General features: G+C 42.1%; 14 protein-coding genes. All 14 read left to right on the top strand.

Going from position 1 to position 15,212, the window contains the following annotated elements; genetic code table 11:
- Window positions 1-18 precede the first annotated feature (18 nt).
- Window positions 19-1,386: a cobyrinic acid a,c-diamide synthase CobB gene (locus IE339_RS16820; RefSeq protein WP_242169399.1), complete on the top strand. Its 1,368-nt coding sequence runs from the start codon at window positions 19-21 to the stop codon at window positions 1,384-1,386.
- Complete coding sequence (locus IE339_RS16815; protein ID WP_242169397.1) at window positions 1,379-2,923, top strand: cobyric acid synthase; 1,545 nt, start codon at window positions 1,379-1,381, stop codon at window positions 2,921-2,923. The genes IE339_RS16820 and IE339_RS16815 overlap by 8 nt, the downstream gene beginning before the upstream one ends.
- A complete protein-coding gene (gene cobT / locus IE339_RS16810; RefSeq protein WP_242169395.1) occupies window positions 2,889-3,953 on the top strand; it encodes a nicotinate-nucleotide--dimethylbenzimidazole phosphoribosyltransferase in 1,065 nt (354 codons plus the stop codon). The genes IE339_RS16815 and cobT overlap by 35 nt, the downstream gene beginning before the upstream one ends.
- Complete coding sequence (gene cobA, locus IE339_RS16805) at window positions 3,950-4,726, top strand: uroporphyrinogen-III C-methyltransferase (protein ID WP_242169393.1); 777 nt, start codon at window positions 3,950-3,952, stop codon at window positions 4,724-4,726. The genes cobT and cobA overlap by 4 nt, the downstream gene beginning before the upstream one ends.
- A 79-nt stretch (window positions 4,727-4,805) precedes the next feature.
- Window positions 4,806-5,336 carry a cob(I)yrinic acid a,c-diamide adenosyltransferase gene (locus IE339_RS16800; protein ID WP_242169391.1) on the top strand — a complete coding sequence of 177 codons (531 nt, stop codon included), beginning with the start codon at window positions 4,806-4,808 and terminating at the stop codon, window positions 5,334-5,336.
- Window positions 5,337-5,871: 535 nt separating this feature from the next.
- Window positions 5,872-7,149 carry an EF-P 5-aminopentanol modification-associated protein YfmF gene (gene yfmF, locus IE339_RS16795; protein WP_242169389.1) on the top strand — a complete coding sequence of 426 codons (1,278 nt, stop codon included), beginning with the start codon at window positions 5,872-5,874 and terminating at the stop codon, window positions 7,147-7,149.
- Window position 7,150: 1 nt separating this feature from the next.
- A complete protein-coding gene (yfmH, locus tag IE339_RS16790; protein WP_242169388.1) occupies window positions 7,151-8,446 on the top strand; it encodes an EF-P 5-aminopentanol modification-associated protein YfmH in 1,296 nt (431 codons plus the stop codon).
- A gap of 70 nt (window positions 8,447-8,516) precedes the next feature.
- The gene (gene ymfI, locus IE339_RS16785; RefSeq protein ID WP_242169387.1) at window positions 8,517-9,233 is read left to right on the top strand and encodes an elongation factor P 5-aminopentanone reductase; all 717 of its coding nucleotides are present in this window, start codon (window positions 8,517-8,519) and stop codon (window positions 9,231-9,233) included.
- A gap of 89 nt (window positions 9,234-9,322) precedes the next feature.
- Window positions 9,323-9,622 carry a DUF3243 domain-containing protein gene (locus tag IE339_RS16780; protein WP_242169386.1) on the top strand — a complete coding sequence of 100 codons (300 nt, stop codon included), beginning with the start codon at window positions 9,323-9,325 and terminating at the stop codon, window positions 9,620-9,622.
- A 278-nt stretch (window positions 9,623-9,900) separates the two neighbouring features.
- Window positions 9,901-10,692, top strand: coding sequence for a DUF3388 domain-containing protein (locus tag IE339_RS16775; protein ID WP_053401627.1), 792 nt, complete (start codon window positions 9,901-9,903; stop codon window positions 10,690-10,692).
- 12 nt (window positions 10,693-10,704) lie between these two features.
- Window positions 10,705-11,685, top strand: a complete 981-nt coding sequence (locus IE339_RS16770) for a helix-turn-helix domain-containing protein (protein ID WP_242169385.1) — start codon at window positions 10,705-10,707, stop codon at window positions 11,683-11,685.
- Window positions 11,686-11,880: 195 nt separating this feature from the next.
- Complete coding sequence (gene pgsA / locus IE339_RS16765) at window positions 11,881-12,465, top strand: CDP-diacylglycerol--glycerol-3-phosphate 3-phosphatidyltransferase (protein WP_242169384.1); 585 nt, start codon at window positions 11,881-11,883, stop codon at window positions 12,463-12,465.
- A gap of 21 nt (window positions 12,466-12,486) precedes the next feature.
- Window positions 12,487-13,725, top strand: a complete 1,239-nt coding sequence (locus IE339_RS16760) for a competence/damage-inducible protein A (RefSeq protein WP_242169383.1) — start codon at window positions 12,487-12,489, stop codon at window positions 13,723-13,725.
- A gap of 253 nt (window positions 13,726-13,978) precedes the next feature.
- Entirely contained in the window at window positions 13,979-15,013 is a 1,035-nt protein-coding gene (recA, locus tag IE339_RS16755) for a recombinase RecA (protein ID WP_277933916.1), read from the top strand.
- Window positions 15,014-15,212 lie beyond the last annotated feature (199 nt).

Below are 15,212 nucleotides of genomic sequence, written 5' to 3'. Positions count from 1 at the left end.
ACGAAAGGAAGATGTTTCATGACAACACGACGTATTGTCATTGCCGGAACGGGAAGCGGCGTTGGAAAAACAACGCTGACGATCGGATTAATGTCCGCTTTTAAACAAAAAGGATACGAGGTTCAAGGATTTAAATGTGGTCCTGATTATATTGATCCGACCTACCATAGCGCAGTGACAGGAAGAAAAGCGCGTAATCTAGATACGTGGATGCTTCCTCATGAAGTCGTAAAAGAGATTGTAAGTAGAGGAAGCGTCGGAGCTGATTTATCTATTATCGAAGGCGTGATGGGATTTTATGACGGGAAGAATCCGTTAACAGATGAAGGAACAACGGCGGAAATTAGCGTGATTACAGAAACGCCTGTTATTCTAGTCGTCAACGGCGCAAGCATGGCAAGAAGCGCAGCGGCAATCGTAAAAGGATTTCAAACGTTTTCTGATCAGCCCACGATTATAGGAGTCATCGTGAATCAAGTAGGTAGCGGTGGACACTACGAATTAATTAAAGCAGCCGTTGAGCAGGAATGTAACCTTCCCGTATTCGGTTATTTGCAGAAAAACGCCGTACCGTCCATTCCTGAACGTCATTTAGGGCTTGTACCGTCTATTGAGCGCGGAGAATTGGATCCTTTTTTTGAACAGCTTGCAAGAGCGGTAAGTGAAACGGTGGACCTTGATGAAATTTATGCGCGGTCAATTGCCCCTTCGTTATCCTCTACTCAGCCGCTATTCATAAATAAAGGAGAAAAACGTGTGAGGATTGCAGTGGCGAGAGATGCGGCCTTTAATTTTTATTACGAAGAAAACTTGGAATTGCTAGAAGCCTACGGCGCGGAGTTAGTTTACTTTTCACCGTTAAAAGGAGAAAAGCTTCCACCTGGCGTAGACGGTTTGTACATAGGCGGCGGTTTTCCAGAGGAATTTGCACGCGAGCTTTCACAGCAAACAGAAGTCAAACAATCGATTAAAGAAGCAATTGAAGATGGACTGCCAACGCTTGCTGAATGCGGAGGGTTTATGTACTTAACCGATGCCATCGTCACAAGGGAAGGAACATCTTATGAAATGTTAGGGCTTATTAAAGGTAAAGTGAAAATGCAAGATCGCCTGGCAGCGCTCGGTTATCGTGAAATTCGGGGTGGTGAAGGGAACTATCTGTTGAAGGACGGGGATGTGGCGAGAGGGCACGAATTTCACTATTCGACGTTTGAAGCAGTAAATGAACACCCACATGCTTACGAAGTAATTGCCCGCCGGAAAGTGTCCAATGAAGGAACGCTTTTACATAACGTAATTGCTGGCTATACCCATATTCATTTTGCGTCATGTCCAAAATTAATTGAAAACTGGATAAAGCGCTGTGAGGAGCGAAACGATGACTAAATCTCTTCCGGTAATGTTTCAAGGAACACACTCTGATTCTGGTAAAAGTACGCTTGTAACGGCCTTTTGTCGCATTTTCGTACAGGACGGCTATAAAACAGCTCCGTTTAAATCACAAAATATGGCCCTAAATTCGTACATTACATATGACGGCAAGGAAATTGGGCGCGCACAGGGCGTACAGGCAGAAGCAGCAAACGTTCAGGCTACGACCGATATGAACCCGATTTTAATTAAGCCCAATCGTGACAATGAATCGCATGTGATCGTTCACGGAAAATTCTATGCAAACATGCAGGCGAGTAAATATCGAAGTGATTTCTTTTACGAAGGGCTCGCACTCATTGAAAAATCGCTGAACGTATTAAGTGGATCATATGAGCGAATTGTCATCGAAGGAGCCGGAAGTCCTGCAGAGGTCAATTTAAACGACCGTGAGCTAGTTAACATGCGCGTAGCGAAGCTTGCAAATGCGCCCGTTATTTTAGTAGGAGATATTGAAAAAGGCGGCGTTTTTGCGAGCTTGGTAGGAACACTTCAGCTTTTGTCAGAAGAAGAGCGTTCAAGAGTAATTGGAGTCATCATTAACAAGTTTAGAGGGGACGTCGAACTGTTAAAACCCGGCCTTACTTGGTTTGAAGAGTATACGAACAAGCCTGTTCTTGGCGTTATTCCATATCTAGATCATTTGAATATTGAAGCAGAAGATTCAGTAGTGCTTCAGCAATATAAAAGTGACTATGACGGAGAAAAAGAGATTGATATTGCGGTTATTCAATACCCCCGTATTTCAAATTTTACGGACATAGATCCATTTTTCGCCGAGCCTGACTGTGACGTACGCTTTGTCAGACAGCTGAAGCAGTTAAAAAATCCAGATGTTATTATTTTACCAGGAAGTAAAAATACGATTGAAGATCTTTTGTTTTTAAAGAAAAGCGGATTGTATGAACAAATCTCCTCCCTATATAAAAGTGGCGAAGTAACCGTTGTAGGTATTTGCGGGGGCTATCAAATGCTTGGTGAAAACATTCAGGACCCTTACAAAATCGAATCCGAGTACGGTCAAATACAAGGTCTGCAGCTTATTCCGATGCAGACGGTAATGAACAAGGAAAAAGTGACAACATGGTCAGAGGGAGAGACAACGGGAGATAAGCTGTCTGTAAAAGGGTACGAGATTCATATGGGCAAGTCCACGTTTTCAACGGAAGAACGACCTTTTATTACATTAAAAGACGGTCGTAATGAAGGGTTCATTTCTGGGGATAATGGTTTACTAGGAACCTATTTTCACGGTATTTTCCATAACGATGCGCTTCGAGAACACTTCTTAAATGAGGTCAGAAAAAGAAAACATTTACCGCCTATCACTGGTCGTGTAAACTTTAATGAGATGAGAGAACAGGCCTTTGATCGATTAGCAGACCATGTTCGATCTCATGTTGACGTTCAGTGGATTACGGAACAAATGGAACAGTTTCAAAAAGGAGAGACTTCATATGAGCATACGCATCGAAATACCGGAATTGAATAAAGCAGTCAAGCAAGATACGTTAAAATACATAGATACATTAACAAAGCCACCTGGAAGCTTAGGAAAGCTTGAAGAGCTTGCAGCCGAGATTGCGGCGATGACGGCCGAACCATTTCCAGTTGTCACGCCACCTGGGGTGCTAATTTTTGCTGGTGATCATGGAATTGTCGAAGAAGGAGTATCCGCGTTTCCACAGGAAGTGACTGCCCAAATGGTTCAGAACTTTTTGACAGGTGGAGCCGCTATTAGCGTGTTTAGCGGCCAAATCGGAGCGAAGCTTGAAATTGTAGACGTTGGCGTAGCGGCTGAGATCGCGTCACATGCAGATCTTCACGTAGAGAAAGTAGGCTTTGGAACACGGAACTTTTTAAAAGAGGATGCAATGACTCGCAGTGAGGCAGAAACGGCGATTACTATTGGGATGAACCGCGCGTTCGCCATGATTGATCACGGTGTGAAATGCTTAATTGTTGGTGAGATGGGGATAGGCAACACAACGCCGAGCACAGCTATTCTAGCATCTTTCAGTGATGCGCCCATAGATGAGATTGTTGGGGCAGGAACGGGGCTTTCAAATGACGCCATCGCCGTAAAAGCTCGCGTTATTGCCGAGGCAATTTCAAAAAGACAACCAGATCGTCATGATCCCCTAGACGTTCTTTCAAAAGTTGGGGGCTTTGAAATTGCTGCGATGGTCGGGGCAATGTTGGCAGCAGCTTCACGCCGTGTTCCGGTTTTAGTGGACGGATTCATTAGCACAGTTGCAGCACTAGTGGCCACCCAACTAGAGCCAAATTCAAACGATTACATGATTGTTGGACATGCATCGGCAGAACGAGGCCACGAAACGGCCGTTAAAATGCTGAATAAGACGCCTCTTTTACAATTAGGGTTTCGATTAGGAGAGGGAAGTGGCGCAGCCGTTGCCTTTCCAATTGTACAGGCAGCAACGCTCATGCTAAACGAAATGGCCACGTTTAAAACGGCAGGCATTGCAGAGAAAACAGCTAGGAAGGAGGAAGTACGATGACAAAAGGACACGTTTATCTAGTAGGAGCAGGGCCGGGAGATCCGAAGCTCATTACGGTGTACGGACTAGAATGCATTCAAAAAGCGGACGTTATTTTATATGACCGCCTCATTAGTCAAGAGCTCTTAACACATGCAAAAGAAGGGGCAGAGCTTATTTTTTGCGGAAAGCTTCCTGGTAAGCATGAATTAATTCAGGAGGAAATCCACGCTCTTCTCGTACAAAAAGCGAATGAAGGAAAAGTGGTCACACGATTAAAAGGCGGTGATCCAGCCGTTTTTGGTCGAGTAGGAGAAGAAGCCGAAGTATTAAAAAATAATGACATTAAATATGAAATCATACCAGGTGTCACATCAGGAATTGCAGCCGCAGCTTATGCGGGAATTCCTGTCACACATCGTGACTACGGTTCATCGTTTGCGATGGTGACGGGACATGGTCGAGCATCAAAGGGTGCTGATCACCTGAACTGGGATGCCCTTGCGAACGGTATTGATACGATTGCTTTTTATATGGGGATTGGAAATCTAACGTATATTTGTCAACAGATGATTGCTCATGGTCGCTCCGCACATACACCGGTTGCGATCATCCACTGGGGAACAACTACAAAGCAGCGCACGGTTACTGGAACGCTTTTAACGATTGAAGAGGAAGTGAAAAAGGCAGCAATTATTCATCCCTCTATCGTATTAGTTGGGGACGTTGTAAATCTGCGTGAAAAGCTTCAGTGGTTTGAAGAAGCACAAACGCCACTTTTGCAGGAAGATTAATATCATCGCTCAGTGTTCAAAAAGCACTGGGCGATTACTGTATATAATACGACTCATGAAGGAAAGAGGAGATTGAGAAATGAAGGACAAAGGACGTCTTCTCGTCTACACAGGCGACGGAAAAGGAAAAACAACGGCCGCGATGGGACTTGCGATTCGAGCAGCTGGCAGAGAAAAGCGCGTACTCATTATTCAATACATCAAATCCAGAACAACCGGTGAACAGGCCTCGTTAAAAAAACTAGGCATTGACATGCATCAAACAGGAATCGGCTTTACATGGACAAAAACACCCCAAGAGCACCGCGACGCTCTTCAAAAAGCATGGGCACTCACAAAAGATAAAATCATGTCGGGTGGTTATGACGTAGTCATCCTAGACGAACTAAACAACGCCCTTGCCATTGAGCGTTTTCCTATCGATGACGTGCTTCCACTGCAAGAAGTGCTACACCTAATCAAAAATCGTCCCGAGCACATGCACCTCGTCATCACAGGCCGCTCAGCCAAACAACAACTCATTGACCTAGCAGACCTTGTCACTGAAATGAACCCAATCAAACATTACTATGATGAAGGAGTTCCTGCGATTGTGGGGATTGAGAAGTGAGATTTTTTCAATAATCAAAACATAAAAGGATTGTAGTGGAAAGCGGAGCAATCTGGAGCTGGAATCCGATCAAGTAAAAGGTGTTTCAGGTGGAATGAACAAAGCCAATCGGAATTACTCCTTCAGAAAAGAAGCCCAATGAATCGTCCCTTGTCGAAAGACCAAAGGATGGAAGTGGAAGATGCGAAGACTCCTACGGGATGAGCGAGACAGGTGAGATCCCTTAGAAACGGAGTGACGAGAAAGCTCGGCGCTCGCCCCGAGGAAGGCGAAGTAATCTGAAATGGAGGTCTCAACCAGTAAAAGGTTTTTCGCTCAATAGTACGTACAAAAGGAGAAATGGCGCCATTTCTCCTTTTTCTTTTCTAGGTTAAGCCTGCGCTGAATAGAATAAATGAATGAGTAAAGTTGCATTTTCTTGAAAATCTTTCCGAACTTTCGATATAGTAGTCTTAAGACTAGAATTTTTGTAAAAGCTAACAATAAGCAGATGAACCTAATTTGAACTGTACATAAAAGGAGGGTATCCATCCCAATGAAATTGCTAAACGAAGAAAAACATTCGCTTAGTGGCGTAACCGTTCATACGATTGAAACAACAAAGTACAAAACGAATACGCTAATTTTAAAAATGACAGCTCCATTGAAAGAAGACACGTTCACACTTCGTGCACTGCTTCCTTACGTGCTTCAAAGCGCAACCGAAACACACCCGAGTGCAACGAAGCTCAGAGCTTATCTTGATGAACTCTACGGCGCTACCCTTCAAGTTGATTTAACGAAAAAAGGTGAAAACCAAGAAATTACGTTCCGTATTGACATCGCCAATGAAAAATATTTAAAGGACTCGACGCCCCTTCTTAAAAAAGCGATCACGCTTTTATCAGAAGTGCTGCTAAAACCTGCGACAGAAAACGGTGCGTTTGTGAAAAGTACCGTTGACAAAGAAAAACGTGCGCTTCGTCAACGAATTCAAGCGGTATTCGACGATAAAATGCGCTACTCAAATCTGCGCCTAGTAGAAGAAATGTGTAAGGAAGAACCATATCGCTTGCACGTGAACGGTCGCATTGAAGACATTGAAGGAATTACGCCTGAAAGTCTTCATAACTACTATCAAGAGGCGCTGAACAAAGACGATATTCATCTATACATTATTGGTGATATTGATGTAAGTGACGTTGTCGCAACCGTTAAAAACGAATTTCCACTAAACGAGCGTGAGCGTCTTGCTCATGATCCACTCGTTCATAAGAAAGTATCTGACGTCAATGAAGTGATTGAAGAACAAGATATTAAACAAGGAAAACTGAACATTGGCTACCGAACAAACGTAACGTATAGCGACAAGCAATACTTTGCCCTGCAAGTGTTCAACGGCATTTTCGGTGGGTTCTCTCATTCGAAGCTTTTCATTAACGTTCGTGAAAAAGCAAGCCTTGCCTACTATGCGGCATCTCGTGTTGAAAGCCACAAAGGACTTTTGATGGTTATGTCAGGAATTGAAGTGAATAAATACGATCAGGCCGTAACGATTATTAAAGAGCAAATGGAAGCGATGAAAAAAGGTGACTTTACGGATGAAGAAATTGCTCAAACGAAGGCAGTCATTCATAACCAGCTTCTTGAGACAGTTGATACAGCGCGCGGACTTGTTGAAATTATGTATCACAACGAGCTAACGAATCAAGATATTTCAATTGAAGAGTATTTGAAGCGTATTGATGCGGTATCAAAACAAGAAATCATCAAAGTAGCAGAAGGTATTGATCTAGATACCATTTATTTCTTACGTGGAACGGGCGGTGAGTAAGATGGAAAAAATCCCATTTACACAATTAAAAGAAGAGCTCTATCATGAAAAGATGGATAACGGCTTGCGCGTGTATATATTGCCAAAGCCTGAATTCAATAAAACGTTTGCGACGTTTACAACAAACTACGGGTCCATTGACAATCAGTTTGTGCCACTTATGCAAGAAGATATGATTCGCGTCCCGGACGGCGTGGCTCACTTTCTAGAGCATAAGCTGTTTGAGAAAGAAGACGGAGATGTGTTCCAAGATTTCAGTAAGCAAGGTGCTTCTGCTAATGCGTTCACATCGTTTACGCGTACAGCGTACTTGTTCTCATGTACGTCAAACTTTGAACAGAATTTAGACACGCTTATGGACTTCGTACAAACGCCTTATTTCTCTGAAAAAACGGTCGAGAAAGAAAAAGGAATTATCGGACAGGAAATTACGATGTACGATGATAACCCAGACTGGCGCTTATATTTTGGAACGATTGAAAACATGTACCACAATCATCCGGTGAAAATTGATATTGCAGGTACAATCGACTCCATTTCAAAAATTACAAAAGACGATCTTTATACGTGCTACGACACGTTCTATCATCCGAGCAACATGCTACTATTTGTTGTTGGCCCTGTCGATGCTGAGAAGGTCATGAAGCAAATTCGTGACAATCAAACAAAAAAAGACTACAAGCAGCAAGATGATATTAACCGTCATTTTGACGATGAACCAACAAGTGTGGCGAAGAAAAAACAGGTTATTCCAATGACCGTTCAAACATCTAAATGTCTTGTAGGAGTAAAAGCAAAATCACCAAATCGTTCAGGTAAAGACTTACTTACGCACGAACTAGCGATGAATGTCGTACTTGATTATTTATTTGGCCGCAGCTCTGCATACTACGAGAAATTATATGATGACGGTTTGATTGACGAGACGTTCTCATACGACTACACGGAAGAAGGCGGATTTGGCTTTGCAATTATCGGCGGTGATACGGATCGTCCTGACGAGCTAGCAGAGCGCCTGCAAAAAACGCTTTTAGAAATGAAGAGTGTGACAATGACTGATGAAGAGCTAGATCGCATTCGTAAAAAGAAAATTGGAGCCTTTTTACGCTCATTAAATTCACCTGAGTTTATTGCCAATCAGTTTACCCGCTATGCGTTTAACGATATGGATTTATTTGGTGTTGTTGGTGCGCTTGAAGAGCTTAGAGTAGCTGATATTCAAAAAGTGGTAGAAGAAGTGATTGACGAAGACAACTTCACTGTCTGCCAGGTTGTACCAAAAGAACAAAAAGCATAATACGAGCAAAAGCCCTCTATTTCTAAACGATAGAGGGTTTTAGATGTGATAAGGAAAGTAGGAGAGCGGGTTGGAACGTTACGTACTAATTACAGGAGCAAGCGGGGGAATAGGACAGGCTGTGGCGCGTGCGATGGCTGCTGAAGGTTATTCACTTGTCCTCCATTACCATCAAAACGAAGAGGCCATTAATCAGCTAAAAACAGAGCTTAACACCCCTATATTGAGCGTAAAAGCGAATTTAGCGAGCGATGAGGGAGTAGAGGAACTGATGGGTCAGCTTTCAGTTCCGATCCACACGATTGTCTATATCAGTGGAAATAGCTATATGGGCCTTGTGACGGATATGACGGACGCTGAAACGAAAGAAATGATGAATCTTCACGTCACGTCTCCATTTAAGTTATCGCAGCGTCTGTTGCCGAATATGATCAAAAATCAAAGTGGAAATATTGTGATGATGTCATCCATCTGGGGATTAACGGGGGCATCTTGTGAAGTGCTTTATTCTACCGTTAAGGGGGCGCAAATTTCGTTTGTTAAGGCGCTTGCAAAAGAAGTCGCACCAAGTCGTATTCGAGTCAATGCGATTGCACCAGGTGCGATTCAAACCAACATGATGAGCCATTTTACAGAAGAAGACCTGCAAATGATAGCGGAAGAGATTCCGCTTGGGCGTATTGGAAAGCCTGAGGAAGTTGCAGATACCGTCGTTTTCATTACGTCACCGAAAGCGTCGTACATCACCGGACAAGTAATTTCCGTAAACGGCGGATGGCATACGTAAAAAAGCAGAAACATTTTTTCCATTATGACGCATAAAACTGTCTGACCTGAACAAAATAAGCTATGAATCAACCTTAAGGAGGGTCATTCATGTCTGTTATTGAAAACTGGGAAAATTGGAAAGGCTTTTTAGGTGATCGTTTACACCATGCGCAAAACCAGGGCATGGATAACGGAGTAGTATCAAATCTTGCATACCAAGTAGGAGACTACTTAGCGAAGCAAGTAGAACCAAAAAACCATCAAGAGCGCGTATTAGCGGATCTTTGGAGTGTTGCATCTCCTGAAGAACAACATGCGATCGCTAACATGATGGTAAAACTTGTTCAAAACAACGGTACTGCACCTAATGGAGCTCAACAACAAGCTCCAACAAACGAAACGAAGTAATAATGTAAAAAGCATTGTCTTATGCCTAAACTTTGTTCAGGCAGCGGACAGTGCTTTTTTATTTTGCAAAATCCTAAGAGGAATGAGGTGGTTAGAATGACTCCGTTAATATCCTTAAAAAGGAAGAAGAAAACGTATTCATTCTCATTTTTTTGCTTTCTTTTTCAAAACATAGAAATAGTTAGGTTTCAGGGTTTATTAATCCTAGCAAATCCTTTATATTTATTAAGAAGGGGAGTTCCTCTCAACAATAACTGTCTTGATAGGGAGAGGGTTTTATGTCTAAAATTGAGTGGTATCTAGAATATGAGATTCAGAAAAATCGCCCAGGTCTATTAGGAGATATCTCTTCTCTGCTTGGAATGCTATCAATAAATATTGTGACGATAAATGGAGTAGATGATCAACGTAGGGGGCTGTTATTGCGCTGTGATTCGAACGAGCAAATTGAGCGATTGGAATCGATTTTAAAAACGATGGATCATATCAAAGTAACAAAGTTGAGAGAGCCAAAGCTACGCGATCGCTTAGCGGTAAGGCACGGACGTTATATTCAGCGTGATGCAGATGATAAAAAGACATTTCGGTTTGTACGCAACGAATTAGGGGTATTAGTAGACTTTCTTGCCGAATTATTTAAGCAAGATGGCCACAAGCTAATTGGAATTCGTGGTATGCCTCGCGTAGGGAAAACGGAGTCCATTGTTGCCTCCAGCGTATGTGCGAATAAAAGGTGGTTATTTGTTTCGTCCACCCTTTTAAAACAGACGATACGCAGTCAGTTAATTGAGGAAGAATACAACGAAGATAATGTGTTTATTATCGACGGTATTGTTTCAACTAGACGAGCTACGGAGAAGCATTGGCAGCTTGTGAGGGAGATCATGCGTGTTCCTGCAACAAAGGTAATTGAGCATCCTGATGTTTTCGTGCAAAACTCCGAATATACGCTAGAAGACTTTGATTACATCATTGAATTGCGAAATGATCCTGATGAAGAAATTACATATGATGCAGTAGATGGTACTCAAATCTTTCAAGACAACGGGTTTTCAATGTTTGATTTTTAAGATAATTGGTAGGTGTTTTCGTTGACAGAGTTAGGCAAACGTTTAAAAGAAGCTAGAGAGCAACAAAATATTTCATTGGAAGATTTACAAAAGTTAACGAAGATCCAAAAGCGTTACTTAACAGGTATTGAAGAAGGAAACTATGATTTAATGCCTGGAAAGTTTTATGTTCGAGCTTTTATTAAGCAGTACTGTGAAGCTGTTGGATTAAATGCAGATGAAATTTTTGAAGAATACAAAGCAGATATTCCTCGTTCCCAAAATGAGGATATCCCAGAGCAATTGTCGCGTGTAAAAACGCGTAAACAGGAAGTGACGGCAAAACAGCCATCATCGTCTAAGTTGTTGGATTTACTTCCTACAATCATTGTTGTGGTTGTTATTATTGGTATCGCGATGCTAGTCTGGTTCTTTTTACAAAATCGTGATACAGACAAACCATCCGATAACGCCACACCGAAAACAGGTGCTGAAATCGAACAGTCTGATAACGCAAGTAAAGATGCTTCTGCAAAATCTTCTGCTACAAATACAGGGACTGACGATAAGAAAGATAAAGCAGACAAGGCAGATAAGTCCGAAGATAAGAAAAAGACGGACAAAAAAGACGATAAAAAAGATGAGCAAAAAGACGATGCGACAAAAGAAGAGCCTGCAAAAGATCAAACGATCACAGAGGTTCAAAAAAGCGGAAAGACTGCTACGCTACAGCTGCAAAACGCAGATGCGTTTAAAGTGGAAATCACCTCTTCAAACGATACATGGCTAGGGGTCCAAAACGCAACAGGCAAGTCATATTACAATGCACTTTTAGCAAAAGGCACAACGCAATCATTTGATTTTTCACAAGAAAAAGAAGTGCGTTTCAACATTGGATTCTCTCCTGGCGTACAGGTGAAAGTAAACGGCAAGCCATTAGCACTACCGTTTGATCCAAGTCAGAAAGTACAACAAAAAATAACCATTCAATATCAGCCTGCCGCAGCTCAGTAAGACTGCGAAGGTAGTATATATTAGGGCTTACGCTCTTGTGAAGATGGGTGATTCGAGCGGAGATAGGTTTATCTTTGAGAATCGCCCATTTTTCCTGTAAACTATGTAAGAATGGAATGTTATACATACTACACTTAGGGGATACTAATGGTATTCTCTTGAGTACATATTAATTGGTTTAATGGAGGAATAAAAGTGAATATACCTAATAGAATAACGATTTCAAGGATTTTTCTTATCCCCGTTTTCCTTATTTTTATGATGGTGCCATTTGGATGGGGAGATTTGCATGCAGGTAAAACAGCAATCCCTGTCGCTCATCTTGTTGGAGCACTTATCTTTATCTTTGCTTCTACAACGGATTGGGTAGATGGCTACTACGCACGAAAATATAACATGGTGACGAATTTAGGGAAGTTTTTAGATCCGCTTGCTGACAAACTACTCGTATCTGCAGCATTAATCGTACTAGTGGAGCTACAAATAGGAGCTGGAATTGGCCTTGCTTCTATTATTATCATTAGTCGTGAATTTGCTATTACCGGGCTACGTTTAGTACTAGCTGGTGAAGGGGAAGTAGTCGCAGCAAATATGCTTGGGAAAATTAAAACATGGACACAGATTATTGCGATCTCTGCCTTGTTGCTACACAACATTCCGTTCTCTTTCATTCCATTCCCGTTTGATGACATTGCACTGTGGGTGTCCGTATTCTTTACTGTACTATCAGGATGGGATTATTTTGCTAAAAACAGCAAAGCATTTGTAAACTCTAAATAAGAACGAAAAGAGATGAGCGCTATGAACGCAGAAATTATCGCAGTTGGATCTGAGCTATTGTTAGGTCAAATTGCTAATACAAACGCCCAGTTCCTCTCAAAGCAGCTAGCTGAGATCGGAATTAACGTCTTCTTTCACACAGTCGTAGGAGACAACGAACAGCGTTTAGAAGATACCATTCATCAAGCTAGTAAGCGCGCTGATTTAATTATTTTTACTGGCGGTCTCGGACCAACGAAGGATGACTTGACAAAAGAAACGATTGCAAGAGTATTAGGAAAATCGCTTGTGACCGATGAGCAGGCGATGAGAAGCATTGAGATGTATTTCGAAAAAACAGGACGAACGATGACACCTAACAATCGCAAGCAGGCGCTTGTGCTAGAAGGTGCCTCCGTTTTAACCAATGATTACGGAATGGCTCCTGGAATGGCCATTGAAGTAAGTGGCAAGCGCTACATGCTATTCCCGGGACCACCGAAAGAACTACAGCCAATGTTTTTAAATCATGGTCGTGCTTATTTACTCAACCAGCTAGCGGTTAAGGAGCGCATTGAATCGCGCGTCCTTCGCTTCTTTGGAATTGGTGAGTCACAGCTAGAGACAGAAATTGAAGATCTGCTAGAGGCACAGACGAATCCAACGATTGCTCCTCTTGCAGGAGACGGTGAAGTAACGCTACGGATTACAGCAAAGCACGAATCGCTTACAGAAGTGAACCGTTTGATTGACGAAGCGGAAGCAGCGATTATGGCACGCGTGGGCGAATTTTTCTACGGATATAATGAAACAACGCTTCCTTCTGAGCTAGTAAGAGAGCTTGAAGCACAGAAGCTAACCATTGCATCTGCAGAAAGTTTAACGGGAGGTCTTTTCTCTGAACGTTTAACGGAAATTCCAGGAACGTCGCAAATTGTAAAAGGAGCGATTATTTCCTATCAAACGGAAGTGAAGAATCAGGTGTTAAACGTTCGTTCAGAGACAATTGAGAAGCATGGTGTCGTAAGTGAGCAATGTGCGATTGAAATGGCTGAGCAGGTGATGAGCAAACTAGGCTCTGATATTGGGGTAAGCTTCACTGGGGTTGCAGGACCAGGCACCCAAGAAGATCAACCGGTCGGGACTGTGCATATTGCCATTGCCCGAAAAAATGAAAAAACGAAGGCGTATTTGCTGCAATTATCAGGCGGTCGCCAGGCGATTAGAATGCGTTCTGTTCGCTACGCATGTCAGTATTTACTAAAAGAATTACGTTCATAAAACAAAAACAATACGAGCCTAGGGGGATCCCTGGGCTCGTATTGTTTTCGTTGAAAATGAAAAGAAGCTTGTTTTCTTCAAAACAAAAAACGAATAAATGTTCGATTTTTTACTTGGCAAACGACTGAAAAAAAGGTATAGTATATATAGAAAGTTAGTAGCAAGTACGCAACTTAAGAACGTTTCGCGAAACGTCTTTGAAGGTATAAATGATTCATACACTTTTATAGAAATAGATAGAGGAGGAAATTGAGTGAACGATCGTCAAGCCGCATTAGATATGGCATTAAAACAAATTGAAAAGCAATTTGGTAAAGGCTCAATCATGAAATTAGGTGAGCAAACGGATAGAAAGATTTCTACTGCATCAAGTGGGTCTTTAGCTCTTGATATTGCTCTAGGCGTAGGTGGATATCCACGTGGCCGTATTATTGAAATTTATGGTCCAGAAAGCTCTGGTAAAACAACTGTAGCGTTACACGCGATTGCTGAGGTTCAGCAAAACGGTGGACAGGCTGCATTTATCGACGCTGAGCATGCACTCGACCCTGATTATGCACAAAAGCTAGGCGTTAACATTGATGAGCTTCTATTATCTCAACCAGATACTGGTGAGCAAGCTCTTGAAATTGCTGAAGCTCTTGTTCGAAGTGGAGCTATTGATATTCTTGTTATTGACTCTGTAGCTGCATTAGTACCAAAAGCAGAGATCGAAGGGGAAATGGGTGATTCACACGTAGGTTTACAAGCTCGCCTAATGTCTCAAGCGCTTCGTAAGCTTTCTGGTGCAATCAACAAATCGAAAACAATTGCTGTCTTCATTAACCAAATTCGTGAAAAAGTTGGAATTATGTTCGGTAACCCTGAAACGACACCAGGTGGCCGTGCACTTAAATTCTACTCGTCTGTGCGTTTAGAAGTAAGACGTGCTGAACAACTGAAGCAAGGAAATGATGTTGTTGGTAACAAAACGAAAATTAAAGTCGTGAAAAACAAAGTAGCACCACCATTCCGTGCTGCTGAAGTTGACATTATGTACGGAGAAGGAATTTCAAAAGAAGGTGAAATTCTAGATATCGGTTCAGATCTTGATATCGTTCAAAAAAGTGGAGCTTGGTACTCTTACAATGATGAACGTTTAGGGCAAGGACGTGAAAACTCTAAGCAGTTCTTAAAAGAGAACAAAGACATTCGTCAAACAATCTCACAACAAATCCGTGAGCACTATAAGCTTGATGAACCTGTCGATGCACCAGAAGAAGATGACAAGGAAGAGTTTGATCTCTAAACCGCTCTTCATCGAGTGATGTAGATGTTTTACTGGTAAAGGCGAAGCAATTCTCGATTTTTTAGAGTTGCTTCGCCTTTTTATCATGTACATAAAAGAAATAGATCTAGGTCTTTTTATGAATAATGAAGGGAAATATTGGTTTGAAATTCAGCGTTTCTGTGAACAATAGAGATGGACAGCGTAATGCTGTTGGTTA

Origin of the sequence: Priestia koreensis (assembly GCF_022646885.1) — a bacterium.
GTDB classification, from domain to species: Bacteria; Bacillota; Bacilli; order Bacillales; family Bacillaceae_H; genus Bacillus_AG; species Bacillus_AG koreensis_A.
Note: the sequence above shows the minus strand (reverse complement) of the source record. Positions and strands in the feature narration are given on the sequence as shown.

What these genes read in the sequence shown, in the direction of transcription:
- IE339_RS16820 (WP_242169399.1), top strand. Translation starts at nt 19, where the DNA reads ATGACAACACGACGTATTGTCATTGCCGGAACGGGAAGCGGCGTTGGA.
- IE339_RS16815 (WP_242169397.1), top strand. Translation starts at nt 1,379, where the DNA reads ATGACTAAATCTCTTCCGGTAATGTTTCAAGGAACACACTCTGATTCT.
- cobT (WP_242169395.1), top strand. Translation starts at nt 2,889, where the DNA reads ATGAGCATACGCATCGAAATACCGGAATTGAATAAAGCAGTCAAGCAA.
- cobA (WP_242169393.1), top strand. Translation starts at nt 3,950, where the DNA reads ATGACAAAAGGACACGTTTATCTAGTAGGAGCAGGGCCGGGAGATCCG.
- IE339_RS16800 (WP_242169391.1), top strand. Translation starts at nt 4,806, where the DNA reads ATGAAGGACAAAGGACGTCTTCTCGTCTACACAGGCGACGGAAAAGGA.
- yfmF (WP_242169389.1), top strand. Translation starts at nt 5,872, where the DNA reads ATGAAATTGCTAAACGAAGAAAAACATTCGCTTAGTGGCGTAACCGTT.
- yfmH (WP_242169388.1), top strand. Translation starts at nt 7,151, where the DNA reads ATGGAAAAAATCCCATTTACACAATTAAAAGAAGAGCTCTATCATGAA.
- IE339_RS16780 (WP_242169386.1), top strand. Translation starts at nt 9,323, where the DNA reads ATGTCTGTTATTGAAAACTGGGAAAATTGGAAAGGCTTTTTAGGTGAT.
- IE339_RS16775 (WP_053401627.1), top strand. Translation starts at nt 9,901, where the DNA reads ATGTCTAAAATTGAGTGGTATCTAGAATATGAGATTCAGAAAAATCGC.
- IE339_RS16760 (WP_242169383.1), top strand. Translation starts at nt 12,487, where the DNA reads ATGAACGCAGAAATTATCGCAGTTGGATCTGAGCTATTGTTAGGTCAA.